A 14,099-nucleotide genomic window follows, 5' to 3' on the forward strand; every position below is an offset into this window, starting at 1 on the left:
GGCGGGTAACTGCATCACGTCAGCCTTGCGCCATGAGCGGACTTGCGACAGGTGGTGGCTGTCGGCGGAACGCAGACTCATGATGGGCTTTCCGGCCCGCTGTTAGTCCGTCTTGGCGATACACGGCGCGTAGGCGAGAAGCCGTAACACTCAACCCGCCAAAAATGACCCACTTAAAAAATGACGGGTTTCAGATCGGACCCCATGAGGCTCCCCGAAGCCAACTCTGGCCAAATCCGGTCCTTCGGCTTCTGATCGCCGCAGGGGAATGAGCCCGCTTAATCGCGCATCCGAAGATCGGTGGCGATGAAATGCGTAATGGTTGGAGCGGCTGATGCGTTGACGCCGCCGATCGCATCCTGGATGCACGGTCAGCGTTTGTCACGCGCTGGGCTGCCTCAGGTGCTCGAGCCACGAGGCGACCTTGAAAGCCTCCAGGTTGCGGCCGTTCACAGCCGCGTCCTCGAAGAGATCCCACGCGTAAGCGCCGTCGCACCGTCGTTGCTGCTCCAAGCCGGCGATCGCCTGCAGGGCGCTTCTCGTTTCGCCGGATCAATCCGGTATCCCACACCGGACGAGAAAGCGCCCTTTCCGATTGCCCGTTATTCGGGCGGCTAATGAGCCGAGCAGCGGCTCGAAGGCCCTTGCGAGCGGGCGCGCTGTTCTATTTGCCAGCGGGGCGGATCTCGTACGACGTCGTCGCCGCTGATGGCAGCGTCGCAGTGCGATGGCTATGTTTCCAATGTACCAGGCCGAGGCTCTTGCTTCCTCCCCGACGGATGACAGGCGGCAGCGATCTCGGCAGCCGTTCGGCGGCAGCCAACTCTATGGCCAACGGGTTTCCATCGAGTCGGCGACACCGAGTTCGAAGCGAAGCGCAGGCGCCTGACACGCCTGGCCTATCGGATGATGGGCTCGCTCGCCGAGGCGGAGGAGGTCGTTCAGGACGCATGGCTGCGGTGGGTCGGGGTGGAGGATTACGTCGATTCGCCTCCCGCCCATCTAACCCGCATCGTCACACGCCTGTGCCCTGACGACGCCGCGCCGCGCGGGCGCGCCGGGAAGCCTACCTGGGACCCTGGCTGCCAGATCCTCTCGTGGGTTCCATGGAGCCAGACGAGACGGTCGCCGACGACGTCACGGTCACGTTGATGCTGGCCCTCGAGCGTCTGTCTCCTCTGGAGCGGGCCGCTTTTCTTCTCCATGACGTCTTCGACGTGCCGCTAACCGAACTGGCCATCACCCCCGCGGGCCAGCCGCGGTCCGTACGCTCGCGGCGCGCGCTAGTGCTTGGATGAATAGAACGGATCCTGATCGAAGCCCGTGCAACTTCAAAGCGGCCGGGCCTCGATCAGCGATTTCTTCGCCGTCCCTCGATAAGATCGAGAACTGCCATAGCGGCCTCAAGTACGTTGGTACCAGGTCCAAACACGGCTGCCACTCCGCTCCGAAGCAATTCCTCGTAGTCCTGCCGTGGCACGACGCCCCCGCAAACAACAATGATGCCGCCAGCGCCAGCCAGCTTCAACTCCCTGACAACCTGAGGAACGAGCGTCCTGTGACCGGCCGCGAGCGACGAGACCCCCAGAACATGTACCTTTGCCTGAACGGCCATCGCGGCAGCTTCGGCTGGCGTCTGAAACAAAGGACCGGCAACAACATCGAACCCCATATCGCCGAATGCCGACGCAATAACCTTCGCACCTCGATCATGACCATCTTGTCCTAGCTTGGCGACCATAATCTTTGGCCTCACGCCAATCACTTGTGACACTTCGTCGAGCCGCGAGACAAGATTGGTGAACTCGGGATCGTTTCCATAAGCAGGGCCATAGACACTCGAAACAACATCGGGTATCGCCTGGTGATCTCCAAAAGCCTGCCGCATTGCATCAGACATTTCGCCGACGGTTGCTCGAGACCTAGCGGCCTCAATCGCGGCTTCCAGCAGATTTCCCTCACCTAATTGCGCGACCCGGGTTAGTCGAGCCAACGCACTGGAGACGCCCTTAGAATCTCTCGACCGTTTGATATCGGTCAGGCGGCGAATTTGCGAAGCGCGCACAGTCGAATTGTCGATCTCCAGAATGTCGATTGGCTCCTCTTGTTCAAGCCGAAACCGATTAACTCCGACAATAACCTGATCGCCGCGATCGATCGCGGCCTGCTTGCGCGTCGCCGATTCTTCGATCAATCGCTTAGGCCACCCTGTCGCGATCGCGTTCGCCATCCCTCCCCGCTCTTCGACCTCCTCCATGAGTTGCCAGGCAGCCTTGACGAGATCGTCCGTCAGGCGCTCGACATAGTAGGATCCCGCGAGGGGATCGACGACGTCGGCGACGCCCGTCTCATGCTGAAGGATCAGCTGGGTGTTACGGGCAATCCGAGCCGAAAACTCAGTAGGCAATGCGATGGCTTCGTCGAACGAATTTGTGTGCAGCGATTGCGTGCCGCCCAGAACGGCGGCTAAGGCCTCATAAGCGGTCCGCACGATATTGTTATACGGATCATGCTCCTGGAGCGACACTCCCGACGTCTGACAGTGCGTACGAAGCACTAAGGACGACTGCTTTTTAGGATTGAATTCCGCCATAACACGCGACCAGATAAGCCGAGCAGCGCGCAACTTCGCCGCTTCCATGAAGAAATTCATTCCGATAGCGAAGAAGAATGAAAGCCGCCCTGCAAAGTCATCGATGTTAAGGCCCTTGGCAAGAGCAGACCGGACGTATTCACGTCCATCAGCAAGCGTAAAGGCCAACTCCTGGACGAGCGTCGCCCCCGCCTCTTGCATATGGTAGCCTGAAATCGAGATGGAGTTGAAGCGCGGCATGTTCTGCGCGGTAAACGCTATAATGTCAGCAACAATGCGCATCGATGATTCCGGCGGATAAATGTAGGTATTGCGGACCATGAACTCCTTCAGAATGTCATTTTGGACAGTTCCCGAGAGAGCTTCGCGCGGAATTCCCCGCTCTTCACCGGCGACAATGAAGGTTGCGAGAATGGGGATTATCGCTCCGTTCATGGTCATCGACACCGACGTTTCCCCGAGGGGAATGCCGTCAAAGAGGATCTTCATGTCTTCGACTGAGTCGATGGCAACGCCCGCCTTCCCGACATCACCTAGGACGCGAGGATGATCAGAATCATAGCCGCGGTGGGTCGCCAAGTCGAATGCAACCGACAAGCCCTTCTGTCCTGAGGAAAGGGCGGAACGATAGAATGCGTTTGACGCTTCTGCAGTCGAGAATCCCGCATACTGGCGGATTGTCCACGGTCTGCCAGTATACATCGTCGCCTTAGGACCGCGAACGAACGGCGACATGCCAGGTAACGTGTCCAGATGCTCGATCCCATCTAAATCAGAAGCCGTATAGATCGGCTTGACTTCAATGCCCTCCGGAACCTTCCGCACGAGCGCGATGGGATCGCCTTTTAGTTCCTTCTCGGCAATCCTCTTCCATTCATCTGGAAATGACATCGACATTCCTGATCTCGCACCGGTTACCGACCTAATTGTCCACCACGCATCACGGGCTACATGGCCTGCTTACGCAAATTCCAAGATCAGCGCGTCCACCGCCAGCGACGCACCGGCGCTGGCGTGGATCTTCTTCACCGTACCGTCCTGCTCGGCACGGAGCACGTTCTGCATCTTCATGGCTTCGACCACTGCGAGCGTCTCGCCGGCCTTGACCTCCTGCCCTTCGCTGACCGCGATCGAGACCACGAGGCCGGGCATCGGGCACAGCAGCTTCTTGCCGGTGTCGGAGGCCGTCGTCACCGGCATCAAGCGCGCCGAAGCCGCTTCCGCCTCAGTCCAGACATAGACCGGCACCTCGACGCCCTGATGCGCGAGGCGGATGCCGTTCGCGATGGGGCGGGTTTGCACGGCGACGAAATGGCCGTCGATGGTGCCCTGCCAGACCGGGTCGCCCGGCTTCCATGGCGACTGCAACAGATGCGCATTGCCGGTCTTGCCGTCGGCATCGATGAAGCGGATCGCGATCGCCTCGCCCTCGCGCCCCACCTCGAGCAGGATCTCCTGGCGGTCGAGCCAGACCGCGCGGCGGCGCTCGCGCTGCACGACGCGGCCGCCCATCTGGCCCGAAATCTGCCGCTTGCGCTCACCGAGCACGTGATCGATGGCAGCGCCGACCGCGGCGATCCGCCGGGCGACCTCGCCTTCGGGCACGCGCACCGCAAAACCCTTTGGGAACTCCTCGGCGATGAAGCCGGTCGAGAGCCGACCCTCGCGCCAGCGCGGATGATGCATCAGCGCCGACAGGAACGGGATGTTGTGCCTGATGCCGTCGACATAGAACGAGTCGAGCGCGGTCGCCTGCGCCTCGATCGCGGCCGCGCGCGAGGGCGCATGCGTGACGAGCTTTGCGATCATCGGATCGTAATGGATCGAGATCTCGCCGCCCTCCTGCACGCCGGTGTCGTTGCGGATGGTGATGCCGTCGTGGCTCACTTCCGCCGGCGGACGATACTTCACGAGCCGCCCGATCGAGGGCAGGAAGTTGCGGAACGGGTCTTCGGCGTAGAGGCGCGATTCCACCGCCCAGCCCGTCAGCGTGACGTCCTTCTGCGCGATGGCGAGCTTCTCGCCGGCGGCAACGCGGATCATCTGCTCGACGAGGTCGATGCCGGTGACGAGCTCGGTGACGGGATGCTCGACCTGGAGGCGCGTGTTCATCTCCAGGAAGTAGAAGCTCTTGTCCTGCCCCGCGACGAACTCGACGGTGCCGGCGGAGTCGTAATTCACGGCCTTGGCCAGCGCGACGGCCTGCTCGCCCATCTTGCGGCGCGTGGCCTCGTCGAGCAGCGGCGACGGCGCCTCCTCGATGACCTTCTGGTTGCGGCGCTGGATCGAGCACTCACGCTCGCCGAGATAGATGACGTTGCCGTGCTTGTCGCCCAGCACCTGAATCTCGATGTGGCGGGGATCGACGATGAATTTTTCGACGAAGACACGATCATCACCGAACGACGCCTTGGCCTCGGCCTTGGCGAGATTGAAGCCCTCGGCGACCTCGGCCTTGGAATGGGCGATGCGCATGCCCTTGCCGCCGCCGCCGGCGGAGGCCTTGATCATCACGGGGTAGCCGATCTCGTCGGCGATACGGACCGCGTGCTTGTCATCCTCGATGACGCCGAGGTGGCCCGGCACGGTCGAGACCTTGGCCTTGGCCGCCGCCTTCTTCGACTCGATCTTGTCGCCCATCGCCGCGATCGCGCCCGGGTTCGGGCCGATGAAGACGATGCCTGCGGCCTCCAGCGCGCGCGGAAATGCCTCGCGCTCTGAGAGGAAGCCGTAGCCGGGATGCACGGCCTCGGCGCCCGTCTTTTTACATGCCTCGACGATCTTCTCGATCACCAGATAGCTCTCGGCCGCGGCGGGAGGGCCGATCAGCACGGCCTCGTCGGCCATCTCCACATGGAGGGCATCGCGGTCGGCCTCGGAATAGACTGCGACGGTCTGAATTCCCATGCGGCGGGCGGTCTTGATGACCCGGCAGGCGATTTCGCCGCGATTGGCGATCAGAATGCGTTTGAACACTTCTCTTCTCACAACGGCATGTTGTCGTGCTTCTTCGCCGGCGCTTCCATTTTCTTGTCCTTCAGCATCGCCAGCGCCCGCGCGATCCGCTTCCGCGTCGAATGCGGCATGATGACGTCGTCGATATAGCCGCGCTCGGCGGCGATGAACGGCGACAGGAAGCGGTCCTCGTATTCCTTGGTGCGCGCGGCGATCTTGTCGGGGTCGCCGATGTCACTGCGGAAGATGATCTCCACCGCGCCCTTGGCGCCCATCACCGCGATCTGGGCGGTCGGCCAGGCGTAGTTCATGTCGGCGCCGATCTCCTTGGAGGCCATGACGTCGAAGGCGCCGCCATAGGCCTTGCGGGTGATGATGGTCACCAGCGGCACGGTGCACTGCGAATAAGCGAACAGCAGCTTGGCGCCGTGCTTGATCAGGCCTCCATATTCCTGCGCGGTGCCCGGCAGGAAGCCCGGCACGTCCACGAAAGTGACGATCGGGATGTTGAAGGCATCGCAGAAGCGGACGAAGCGCGCGGCCTTGCGCGAGGCATCCGAGTCGAGCACGCCGGCCAGCACCATCGGCTGATTGGCGACGAAGCCGACGGTGCGGCCGGCGATGCGGCCAAAGCCGGTGACGATGTTCTTGGCGAAGCTCTCCGCAATCTCGAAGAAATCGCCCTCGTCCACGACCTTCAGGATGAGCTCCTTCATGTCATAGGGCTTGTTCGGATTGTCGGGGATCAGCGTGTCCAGGGACATGTCGACCCGGCCGATGTCGTCGAAGCTCGGCCATTCCGGCACGCCGTCGGTGTTGTTGGACGGCAGGAAATCGATCAGGCGCCGCATCTGCAACAGCGTCTCGACGTCGTTCTCGAAGGCACCATCCGCGATCGAGGAGCGCGTGGCGTGCACCGAGGCGCCGCCGAGCTCCTCGGCCGTGACGACCTCGTTGGTGACGGTCTTCACCACGTCGGGCCCGGTGACGAACATGTAGCTGGTGTTCTCCACCATGAAGATGAAGTCGGTCATCGCAGGCGAATAGACGTCACCGCCGGCGCAGGGGCCCATGATGACGGAGATCTGCGGGATCACGCCGGAGGCGAGCACGTTGCGGCGGAACACGTAGGAATATCCGGCGAGCGCGGCGACGCCTTCCTGGATGCGGGCGCCGCCGGCGTCATAGAGGCCGATGATGGGCGCCCGCGCCTTCATCGCCATGTCCTGCAGCTTGGTGATCTTCAGCGCGTGCGTCTCCGAGAGCGAGCCGCCGAACACCGTAAAGTCCTTGGCGAAGACGAAAGTCTTGCGGCCGTTGACGGTGCCCCAGCCGGTGACGACACCGTCGCCGGGGATCTTGGTCTTCTCCATCCCGAATTCGGTCGAGCGGTGCTGGACGAACATGTCCATCTCCTCGAACGAATGCTTGTCGAGCAGTAGGTCGATCCGCTCCCGCGCAGTGAGGCGGCCGCGCGCATGCTGCGCGTCCATGCGCTTCTCGCCGCCGCCGAGTTTGGCACCGGCGCGACGTTGTTCAAGAGCTTCGATAACGGACATCGATTGGGCCAACTGAGCTACCGTTTCTGGCGATTGGAGGCAGGTCGGTGCAAATGCCCTCATAGACTTCGGCAGCCATGCAGATCGTCTCGCCGAGGGTCGGATGCGGGTGAATGGTCTTGCCGATATCGATCGCGACAGCCCCCATTTCGATCGCGAGACAGATTTCCCCGATCATATCGCCGGCATGCGGACCGACGATCACGCCCCCGACGATGCGATCGGTCTCGACGTCGAACAACAGCTTCGTCATGCCATAGGACGCGCCCGACGCGATGGCCCGGCCGGACGCGGCCCATGGGAATTTTGCCGAACGGATCTTCCCTCCGGAATCGGCGACATCACGCTCGGACTTGCCGACCCATGCGATCTCAGGATCGGTGTAGGCGACATTGGGGACGATCTTCGCTGTAAAGGCCGCCGGCTTCCCGGCGGCTACTTCCGCGGCGACGTGCCCCTCGTGAACGGCCTTGTGGGCCAGCATCGAACCGCCGACGACGTCGCCGATGGCGAAGACGTTGCGCACCGTCGTTCTCATCTGCTCGTCGACCTGAATGAAGCCGTTCGGATCGATTGCGACGCCGATCCGTTCGAGGCCGAGCTCGCCGCTGTTGGGAACGCGGCCCGCAGATTGCAGCACGAGATCGTAGGATCGTGTCTGAACTGACGCGCCCGTGATAGCAACCGTCACGCCGTCGGGCGTCACCGCGGCAGTTGATACGCTGCTTTCAAGGTCGATATGCTCGAAGCGATGCGCATTGCGCGAACGCCAGATCTTCACCGCATCGGCATCCACGCCCGCCAGGATATCGGGAAGCCTTTCGACAAGATCGATCTTCGCGCCGAGCGCGCTGTAGACGGTCGCCATCTCCAGCCCGATGATCCCGGCTCCGATCACGAGCATGGAGCCCGGAATGCTTCGCAGCGAGAGCGCGCCGGTCGAGGTCACGATCCGCTCGTCCTTGGGAAGCACCGCCAACTGCACCGCGCGCGAGCCCGTCGCGATGATACATTGTCCGAAGTCGATCTGCTGCGAGCCTGCCCCTTCGCCGGCAACCTCGAGCCGCGTCGCGGAGATGAATTTCGCGGTGCCGCGGATCACCGTGACGCGGCGCGCCGCCGCCATCTGGCTCAGCCCATCCGTCAGCTTCGTGACCACGCCGTCCTTGAAGGCGCGCAGCGCCTGCAGATCGATCTGCGGCGCGCCGAAGCGAATGCCCAGGTCAGCGATCCGCTCGGCCTCCTCTTTGACGGCCGCAACATGAAGCAGCGCCTTCGACGGGATACATCCGACATTCAGGCAAACTCCGCCCAGGGTGCCGTAGCGTTCGACGATCGCGGTCCTCAGTCCAAGATCTGCTGCCCGAAAAGCTGCTGAATAGCCGCCCGGCCCGCCTCCGATCACGACGAGATCGTAGCGTGCATGATCTGTTGCACGCTGGCCAGCATCGGCCTGATCCGCCGAGACCGCCTCGCTTTGCGGGCCCGCTTTGTCCGACGCCGACGCCGTGCCAATCATGGTGCCTTGAGACACCTTGTCTCCAACGCGTAGCGAAATGCTCGTGATCACCCCTGCAATCGGCGACGGAATCTCCAGCGTCGCCTTGTCGGATTCCACGGTGATCAACGCCTGCTCTCGCGCGACGACGTCGCCCGCCCTGACGTGGATCTCGACGACTTCGACGTCTCGGAAGTCCCCGATGTCGGGGACCCGGATCTCCTCTGTCCGCATCTGCGTCCTCACAATGCGAAACGCCGCAGATCGGAGAGCACCGACGCGACGAAGCCCAGGAACCGGGCCCCGGCTACGCCGTCGACGACCCGGTGATCCCACGACAGACTCAGGGAAAGGACGAGCCGCGGTTCGAATTCGCGCCCATTCCAGACTGCCTCGGTGGCGGCACGACCGGCTCCGAGGATTGCCACCTCGGGCGCATTGATGATGGGCGTAAATCCCTGACCGCCGACGCCTCCCAGAGACGACACCGAGAAACAGCCGCCCTGCATGTCGCCCGACGCGAGCTGCCCCGCGAGCGCCTTGTCGGCAAGCGAGCGCATCTCGGCGGCGATCTGCCGAAGGCCCTTCTTATCGCAGTCCCGGATCACCGGCACGACCAGACCTTTCGGCGTGTCGACGGCGAAGCCGATGTGGACGTAGTGCTTGAGGATCAGTTCGTCGCCATCGAGCGATGAATTGAAGCGCGGGTACTTCTGCAGCGCCAAGGCCGCGGCCTTGATCAGCAGCGACACCATGGTGAGTTTCGCCGTGTCCTTCGCGGCCTCGGCATTGGCGAGCTGGCGGAAGGCTTCAGCGTCGGTCACATCCGCTTTGTCGAAATTCGTCACGTGGGGAATGACGGTCCAGTTGCGCGAGAGGTTCGCGCCGGTCAGCTTCTGGATCCGCGTCAGCGGCAGGCGCTCGACCGCGCCGTACCTCTCGAAATCCACACTGGGCCGATCGACCGGCGCGTCGGGCGCAAGCGCCATCGCCGGTCCCGGCCGCGCCAGTCCGTTGACGAAGGCCGCCACATCCTCGCGCAGAATCCGGCCTTTGGGGCCGGTGGGCACGACAGAGTCCAGCGCCACGCCGAGCTCACGCGCCAAAGCGCGCACCGACGGCGACGCATGCGCAGCCCCGCTGGGCCGCGGCTGTTGTGCACGTGCTCGCGAACCATCGACTGGAGCGGCGGGCGCCGGCTGTGACAGCGCCTCCTGCTGCGAGAACCGTTGCTCCACCTGCGCCGCCGACGCAGCCGCCGGCGAAGGCGCGGTGGATTCACCGCGACTTTCGAGGATCATCAGAACCGAACCTTGTGAAACCCGCGCCCCGACGTCGATCATCAGTTTGGCCACCGTGCCTGCGGCCGGGGATGGCACCTCCATCGTCGCCTTGTCGGACTCGATCGACAGCAACGGCATGTCGATTGTGACCTCGTCGCCGACCAACACATTGATTTCGACTACCGGAACATCCTTGTAGTCTCCGATATCCGGCAGAACGACTTCAATTGAATGAGACATGCGCGCTCCGCCCTCTGTCAGCGAGACCAAGGCGATGCAACGCCGGTCGGCAATTCGTAGCTGGCGATGGCTTCGGCGACCTGCTCACGCGCCACGTCACCCGATTTTACCAGCGCCGACAGCGCCGCAACGACGATCTGCTTGCGATCGACCTCGAAGAAAGATCTCAGCGCGGCGCGCGTATCGCTGCGCCCGAATCCGTCGGTGCCCAGCACCGTATAGGGGGCCTCGATGTAAGAACCGATCAGTTGCGGATACGCCCGGACATAATCCGAAGCCGCGACGATCGGCACCTTGCCGCCGAGGCATTGTGCGACGTGGCTCTCGACCGGGGTCGACAGCGGCGAGAGCCGATTAGTTCGCTCCACCTCACGCGCCTCTCGCGCCAGCTCGGAAAAGCTCGTTGCCGACCAGACTTCGCTGGGCACTTTCCATTCGCTTTGCAGCATCGCCGCGGCAGCGAGCGCCTCCGGAAGAATGGCGCCCGAGCCGACCAGCCTGATCTTCGCCGGCCCGTTAGCGCTCGGCAGAACCCGATAGAGTCCCTTGATGATCCCGTCGCGCGCATCGTCGGGCATCGAGGGCTGCGCATAGTTCTCGTTCATCGCCGTGAGGTAATAGAACTCGTCGTTGCCCTGCTCGAGCATCGACCGCATGCCGTGATCCACGATGACGGCCACCTCGTAGGAGAATGCCGGATCGTAGGCCCGGCAGTTCGGAACGGTCGCCGCCATCAGATGGCTGGACCCGTCCTGATGCTGCAAGCCTTCCCCACCGAGCGTCGTCCGGCCGGCCGTCGCCCCGATCAGAAAGCCACGCGCGCGCTGGTCCGCCGCTGCCCAGATCAGATCGCCGACCCGCTGAAAGCCGAACATCGAATAGTAGATATAGAACGGTAGCAATGGGAAGTTATGGATGCTGTAGGAGGTCGCAGCCGCGGTCCAGGACGAAATCGCCCCCGCCTCGGTGATCCCTTCCTCCAACAATTGACCGTCGATCGCTTCCTTGTAGTACAGCATCGAGCCGGCATCTTCCGGCTCGTAGAGCTGCCCTGCCGGCGAGTAGATGCCGACCTGCCTGAACAGGTTCGCCATTCCGAAGGTGCGGGCTTCGTCGGCGACGATGGGAACGATGCGCGGGCCGAGCGTCTTGTCCTTGAGCAAATTGGTGAACAGCCGCACGATCGCCATCGTCGTCGACGTCTCCTTGCCGTCGCCGCGCAACGCGAACTCCGCGTAGGATTGCAGCGGCGGCACCGGCAGCGTCGCCGAAGCGCGTCGCCGCACCGGCATGTAGCCGCCGAGCGCCGCGCGACGGGCGCGCAGATACTGAATTTCCGCGCTGTCTTCCGCAGGCGTGAAGAACTCCAGATTCTCGACCTGCTCGTTGCTGAGCGGCAGAGCGAACCGGTCGCGGAACGCATACAGCGCATCGACGTCGAGCTTCTTGGCCTGGTGCGACGTCATGCGCGACTCGCCGGCGCCGCCCATGCCGTAGCCCTTCTTGGTCTTCGCCAGAATGACGGTCGGCCGACCCTTCATGTCCTTAGCGGCAGCAAAGGCAGCGAACAGCTTCTTGAAGTCGTGGCCACCGCGCTTCAGGCCGTCGATATCCGCGTCCGACATGTGCGCAACCAGCGCCCGGACCTCGGGGTCCTCGCTGAAGAAGTTGGCGAGGTTGTAAGCGCCATCCTTGGCGCCGAGCGTCTGATATTTGCCATCGACGGTGTCGGCGAATTTGCGCAGCAGCGCATGCTTGCTGTCGCGTGCGAAGATATCGTCCCAGTCCGATCCCCACAACACCTTGATGACGTTCCAGCCGGCGCCCTGGAAGAGAGATTCGAGTTCCTGAATCACCTGGCCGTTGCCGCGGACCGGCCCATCCAGGCGCTGCAGGTTGCAATTGACGACGAAGGTGAGGTTGTCGAGATTTTCCCGCGCCGCCAGGGCGAGCCCGGCGATCGATTCCGGCTCGTCCATCTCGCCGTCGCCGAACACACCCCAGACGTGGCGACCAGCCGTCTGCACCAGGCCGCGATGCTGCAGATACTTCATGAACCGCGCCTGGTAGATCGCGCTGATCGGGCCGAGGCCCATCGACGCCGACGGCACCTGCCAGAACTCCGGCATCAGCCAGGGATGCGGATAGGACGACAGACCGGGACCGCTCAGTTCCTGGCGATACAGCTTGAGATTTTCGTCCGACAGTCGGCCTTCGAGATACGCTCGTGCATAGACTCCGGGGGACGAATGCGGCTGGAAATACACCAAGTCCCCCTCCGACTCGGAGCTTGACGCGCGAAAGAAATGATTAAATCCGACTTCGAAAATCTCCGCGGCTGAGGCATAGCTGGCGACGTGCCCGCCGAGTTCCCCATAGGCCCTGTTGGCACGGACCACCATCGCGAGCGCGTTCCAGCGAATGATCGCCGTCAGGCGCGTCTCGATCGCGATGTTGCCGGGGTAGGGCTTCTGCTGCTCGAGCGGAATCGAATTGCGATAGGGCGAAAACGGCGGAGAGTCCGGCAGAACTCCAAGCTCCTTCGCACGCCGATCAAGCGCAGCCAGGATGTATCGCACGCGCTCGGCACCGGCGCTGCGGTGGAGCGATCCAAGCGATGCGAGCCAATCGGCGGTTTCGACCGTGTCCTGATCGGCGTTGACCGCCTTGCGTGGCGGATCCATGTGTGCAGTCATGCGTCGGGCTCCAGAAAGCCCGCACTTGGTAGCATCGGGTGCTATGGCACGTGCTGCTGAATACGGCCGCGTTCCGACGGATTGCCCGACTCCGGAGGGACGCCGAGGCTCGCGTCGCAGCATTCTCTGCTGTTGGTTTAATCAGCAAGTGATCGAACCGTGGGCCGCCTGACAGGTGCTTCCGCTTGGTCACGGCGCAACATGACGCATCACTAAGCGCTCACGCCGTAGGAGCGGGCATCTTGTCGCAGATCAGCGAACTCAACGGCTCGCCGCGACTAGTGACCTGACCTTTCAAAACAGCTAACCTCAGTTAACAGCAGGATCTGCATCAAGGCTTGACTGACTTGACGAATTGGCAGGATTGAAATGCCGCCCGAGACCGAGTTCGATCCGGATTTTGCGCGAATGGATCTGCCCGATCTTCGGATCAACTATGATCCGGTCGATCCGGATCAGTTCGATCGTCCCGTCACTTCATTCTGTCTCGAAACCAGCAAAGACAACGACGACCTACCGCTGCACTCACACCGCAAAGGCCAATTGGTCGTCGCATCTCATGGCTCGGTGATGTGCCGGGCGCCTGGCGGCTTGTGGATCGTACCTCCGCAAGGCGCGGTATGGATCCCGGCCGGCGTGCAGCACAGCAATTGCGTGGCCGATTTCGGCAAACTCTACACCGTGTTCATCGATCCACAGGTCAGCATGCTGCCGCGGACCTGCTGCACGCTGATGATCACGTCGCTGGTGCGCGAATTGATCCACCGCCTCTCGGTGTTCCCACCGCTCTATCCGCTGGAAGGACCGACCAGCCGTCTCGGCCGGGTATTGCTCGACGAACTCGTGCAGATGCCGACGACGGATGAAATGTATCTGCCGATCTCCCCCGACGCCCGTCTTCAACACCTCGCCACTTTCTTGTTGAATAATCCGGGCGACCGCAGCACGATGGACGAAGTCGCCTCGCGCTACGCAATGAGCGAGAGCACGTTCGCACGCTTCATCGCCAAGGAAACAGGGATGACCTTCGGGCGCTGGCGCCAGCGTCTCCACATTCTGATCGCCATGCAACGCCTCACGGCGGGCAGTTCGGTCCAGGCCGTGTCGCTGGAACTGGGCTACGAAACGCCCAGCGCGTTCATCACGATGTTCAAGAAGACGATGGGACAGAGCCCTCGCCGCTTCCTTGCCGAGCGGTCGCGCCTGATAAATTCGGACAGTTTGCCCTAGCTCGCACGTCCCTGCCTCGGTATTTGACGACCGCGACCCCACGAC

The 14,099-nt window shown here is 62.7% G+C and carries 10 protein-coding genes; 3 read left to right on the forward strand and 7 right to left on the reverse strand.

What is annotated here, in order from left to right:
• Positions 1-381 precede the first annotated feature (381 nt).
• The gene (locus RAD10_RS17120; protein ID WP_246784427.1) at positions 382-513 is read right to left on the reverse strand and encodes an MFS transporter; all 132 of its coding nucleotides are present in this window, start codon (positions 511-513) and stop codon (positions 382-384) included.
• Between the two features lie 396 nt (positions 514-909).
• On the opposite strand from RAD10_RS17120, the gene RAD10_RS17125 reads away from it, so the two are divergent.
• On the forward strand, positions 910-1,152 hold the full coding sequence (locus RAD10_RS17125) for a sigma factor (protein WP_461618577.1): 243 nt from the start codon (positions 910-912) through the stop codon (positions 1,150-1,152).
• The gene (locus tag RAD10_RS17130; RefSeq protein ID WP_461618591.1) at positions 1,107-1,298 is read left to right on the forward strand and encodes a sigma factor-like helix-turn-helix DNA-binding protein; all 192 of its coding nucleotides are present in this window, start codon (positions 1,107-1,109) and stop codon (positions 1,296-1,298) included. Before RAD10_RS17125 ends, RAD10_RS17130 begins: the two co-directional genes overlap by 46 nt.
• Before the next feature lie 53 nt (positions 1,299-1,351).
• Here RAD10_RS17130 and scpA read toward each other — a convergent pair whose 3' ends face one another.
• The 6 genes from scpA to mdeB all read right to left on the reverse strand — a co-directional run bounded on the left by scpA (position 1,352) and on the right by mdeB (position 12,824).
• The gene (gene scpA / locus RAD10_RS17135) at positions 1,352-3,490 is read right to left on the reverse strand and encodes a methylmalonyl-CoA mutase (protein ID WP_461618445.1); all 2,139 of its coding nucleotides are present in this window, start codon (positions 3,488-3,490) and stop codon (positions 1,352-1,354) included.
• 63 nt (positions 3,491-3,553) lie between these two features.
• Positions 3,554-5,569, reverse strand: coding sequence for an acetyl-CoA carboxylase biotin carboxylase subunit (locus RAD10_RS17140; RefSeq protein ID WP_461618446.1), 2,016 nt, complete (start codon positions 5,567-5,569; stop codon positions 3,554-3,556).
• Positions 5,570-5,577: 8 nt separating this feature from the next.
• Positions 5,578-7,107, reverse strand: a complete 1,530-nt coding sequence (locus RAD10_RS17145) for an acyl-CoA carboxylase subunit beta (protein ID WP_461618447.1) — start codon at positions 7,105-7,107, stop codon at positions 5,578-5,580.
• Positions 7,085-8,839: a dihydrolipoyl dehydrogenase gene (gene lpdA / locus RAD10_RS17150; RefSeq protein ID WP_461618448.1), complete on the reverse strand. Its 1,755-nt coding sequence runs from the start codon at positions 8,837-8,839 to the stop codon at positions 7,085-7,087. Before lpdA ends, RAD10_RS17145 begins: the two co-directional genes overlap by 23 nt.
• A gap of 8 nt (positions 8,840-8,847) precedes the next feature.
• Positions 8,848-10,128, reverse strand: a complete 1,281-nt coding sequence (locus tag RAD10_RS17155) for a 2-oxo acid dehydrogenase subunit E2 (protein WP_461618449.1) — start codon at positions 10,126-10,128, stop codon at positions 8,848-8,850.
• A gap of 17 nt (positions 10,129-10,145) precedes the next feature.
• A complete protein-coding gene (mdeB, locus tag RAD10_RS17160; protein ID WP_461618450.1) occupies positions 10,146-12,824 on the reverse strand; it encodes an alpha-ketoglutarate dehydrogenase in 2,679 nt (892 codons plus the stop codon).
• Positions 12,825-13,193: 369 nt separating this feature from the next.
• On the opposite strand from mdeB, the gene RAD10_RS17165 reads away from it, so the two are divergent.
• On the forward strand, positions 13,194-14,054 hold the full coding sequence (locus RAD10_RS17165) for an AraC family transcriptional regulator (protein WP_461618451.1): 861 nt from the start codon (positions 13,194-13,196) through the stop codon (positions 14,052-14,054).
• Positions 14,055-14,099 lie beyond the last annotated feature (45 nt).

The organism is Bradyrhizobium sp. 23AC, from assembly GCF_054863025.1.

What these genes read in the sequence shown, in the direction of transcription:
- RAD10_RS17125 (WP_461618577.1), top strand. Translation starts at nt 910, where the DNA reads ATGGGCTCGCTCGCCGAGGCGGAGGAGGTCGTTCAGGACGCATGGCTG.
- RAD10_RS17130 (WP_461618591.1), top strand. Translation starts at nt 1,107, where the DNA reads ATGGAGCCAGACGAGACGGTCGCCGACGACGTCACGGTCACGTTGATG.
- scpA (WP_461618445.1), bottom strand. Translation starts at nt 3,490, where the DNA reads ATGTCGATGTCATTTCCAGATGAATGGAAGAGGATTGCCGAGAAGGAA.
- RAD10_RS17145 (WP_461618447.1), bottom strand. Translation starts at nt 7,107, where the DNA reads ATGTCCGTTATCGAAGCTCTTGAACAACGTCGCGCCGGTGCCAAACTC.
- lpdA (WP_461618448.1), bottom strand. Translation starts at nt 8,839, where the DNA reads ATGCGGACAGAGGAGATCCGGGTCCCCGACATCGGGGACTTCCGAGAC.
- RAD10_RS17155 (WP_461618449.1), bottom strand. Translation starts at nt 10,128, where the DNA reads ATGTCTCATTCAATTGAAGTCGTTCTGCCGGATATCGGAGACTACAAG.
- mdeB (WP_461618450.1), bottom strand. Translation starts at nt 12,824, where the DNA reads ATGACTGCACACATGGATCCGCCACGCAAGGCGGTCAACGCCGATCAG.
- RAD10_RS17165 (WP_461618451.1), top strand. Translation starts at nt 13,194, where the DNA reads ATGCCGCCCGAGACCGAGTTCGATCCGGATTTTGCGCGAATGGATCTG.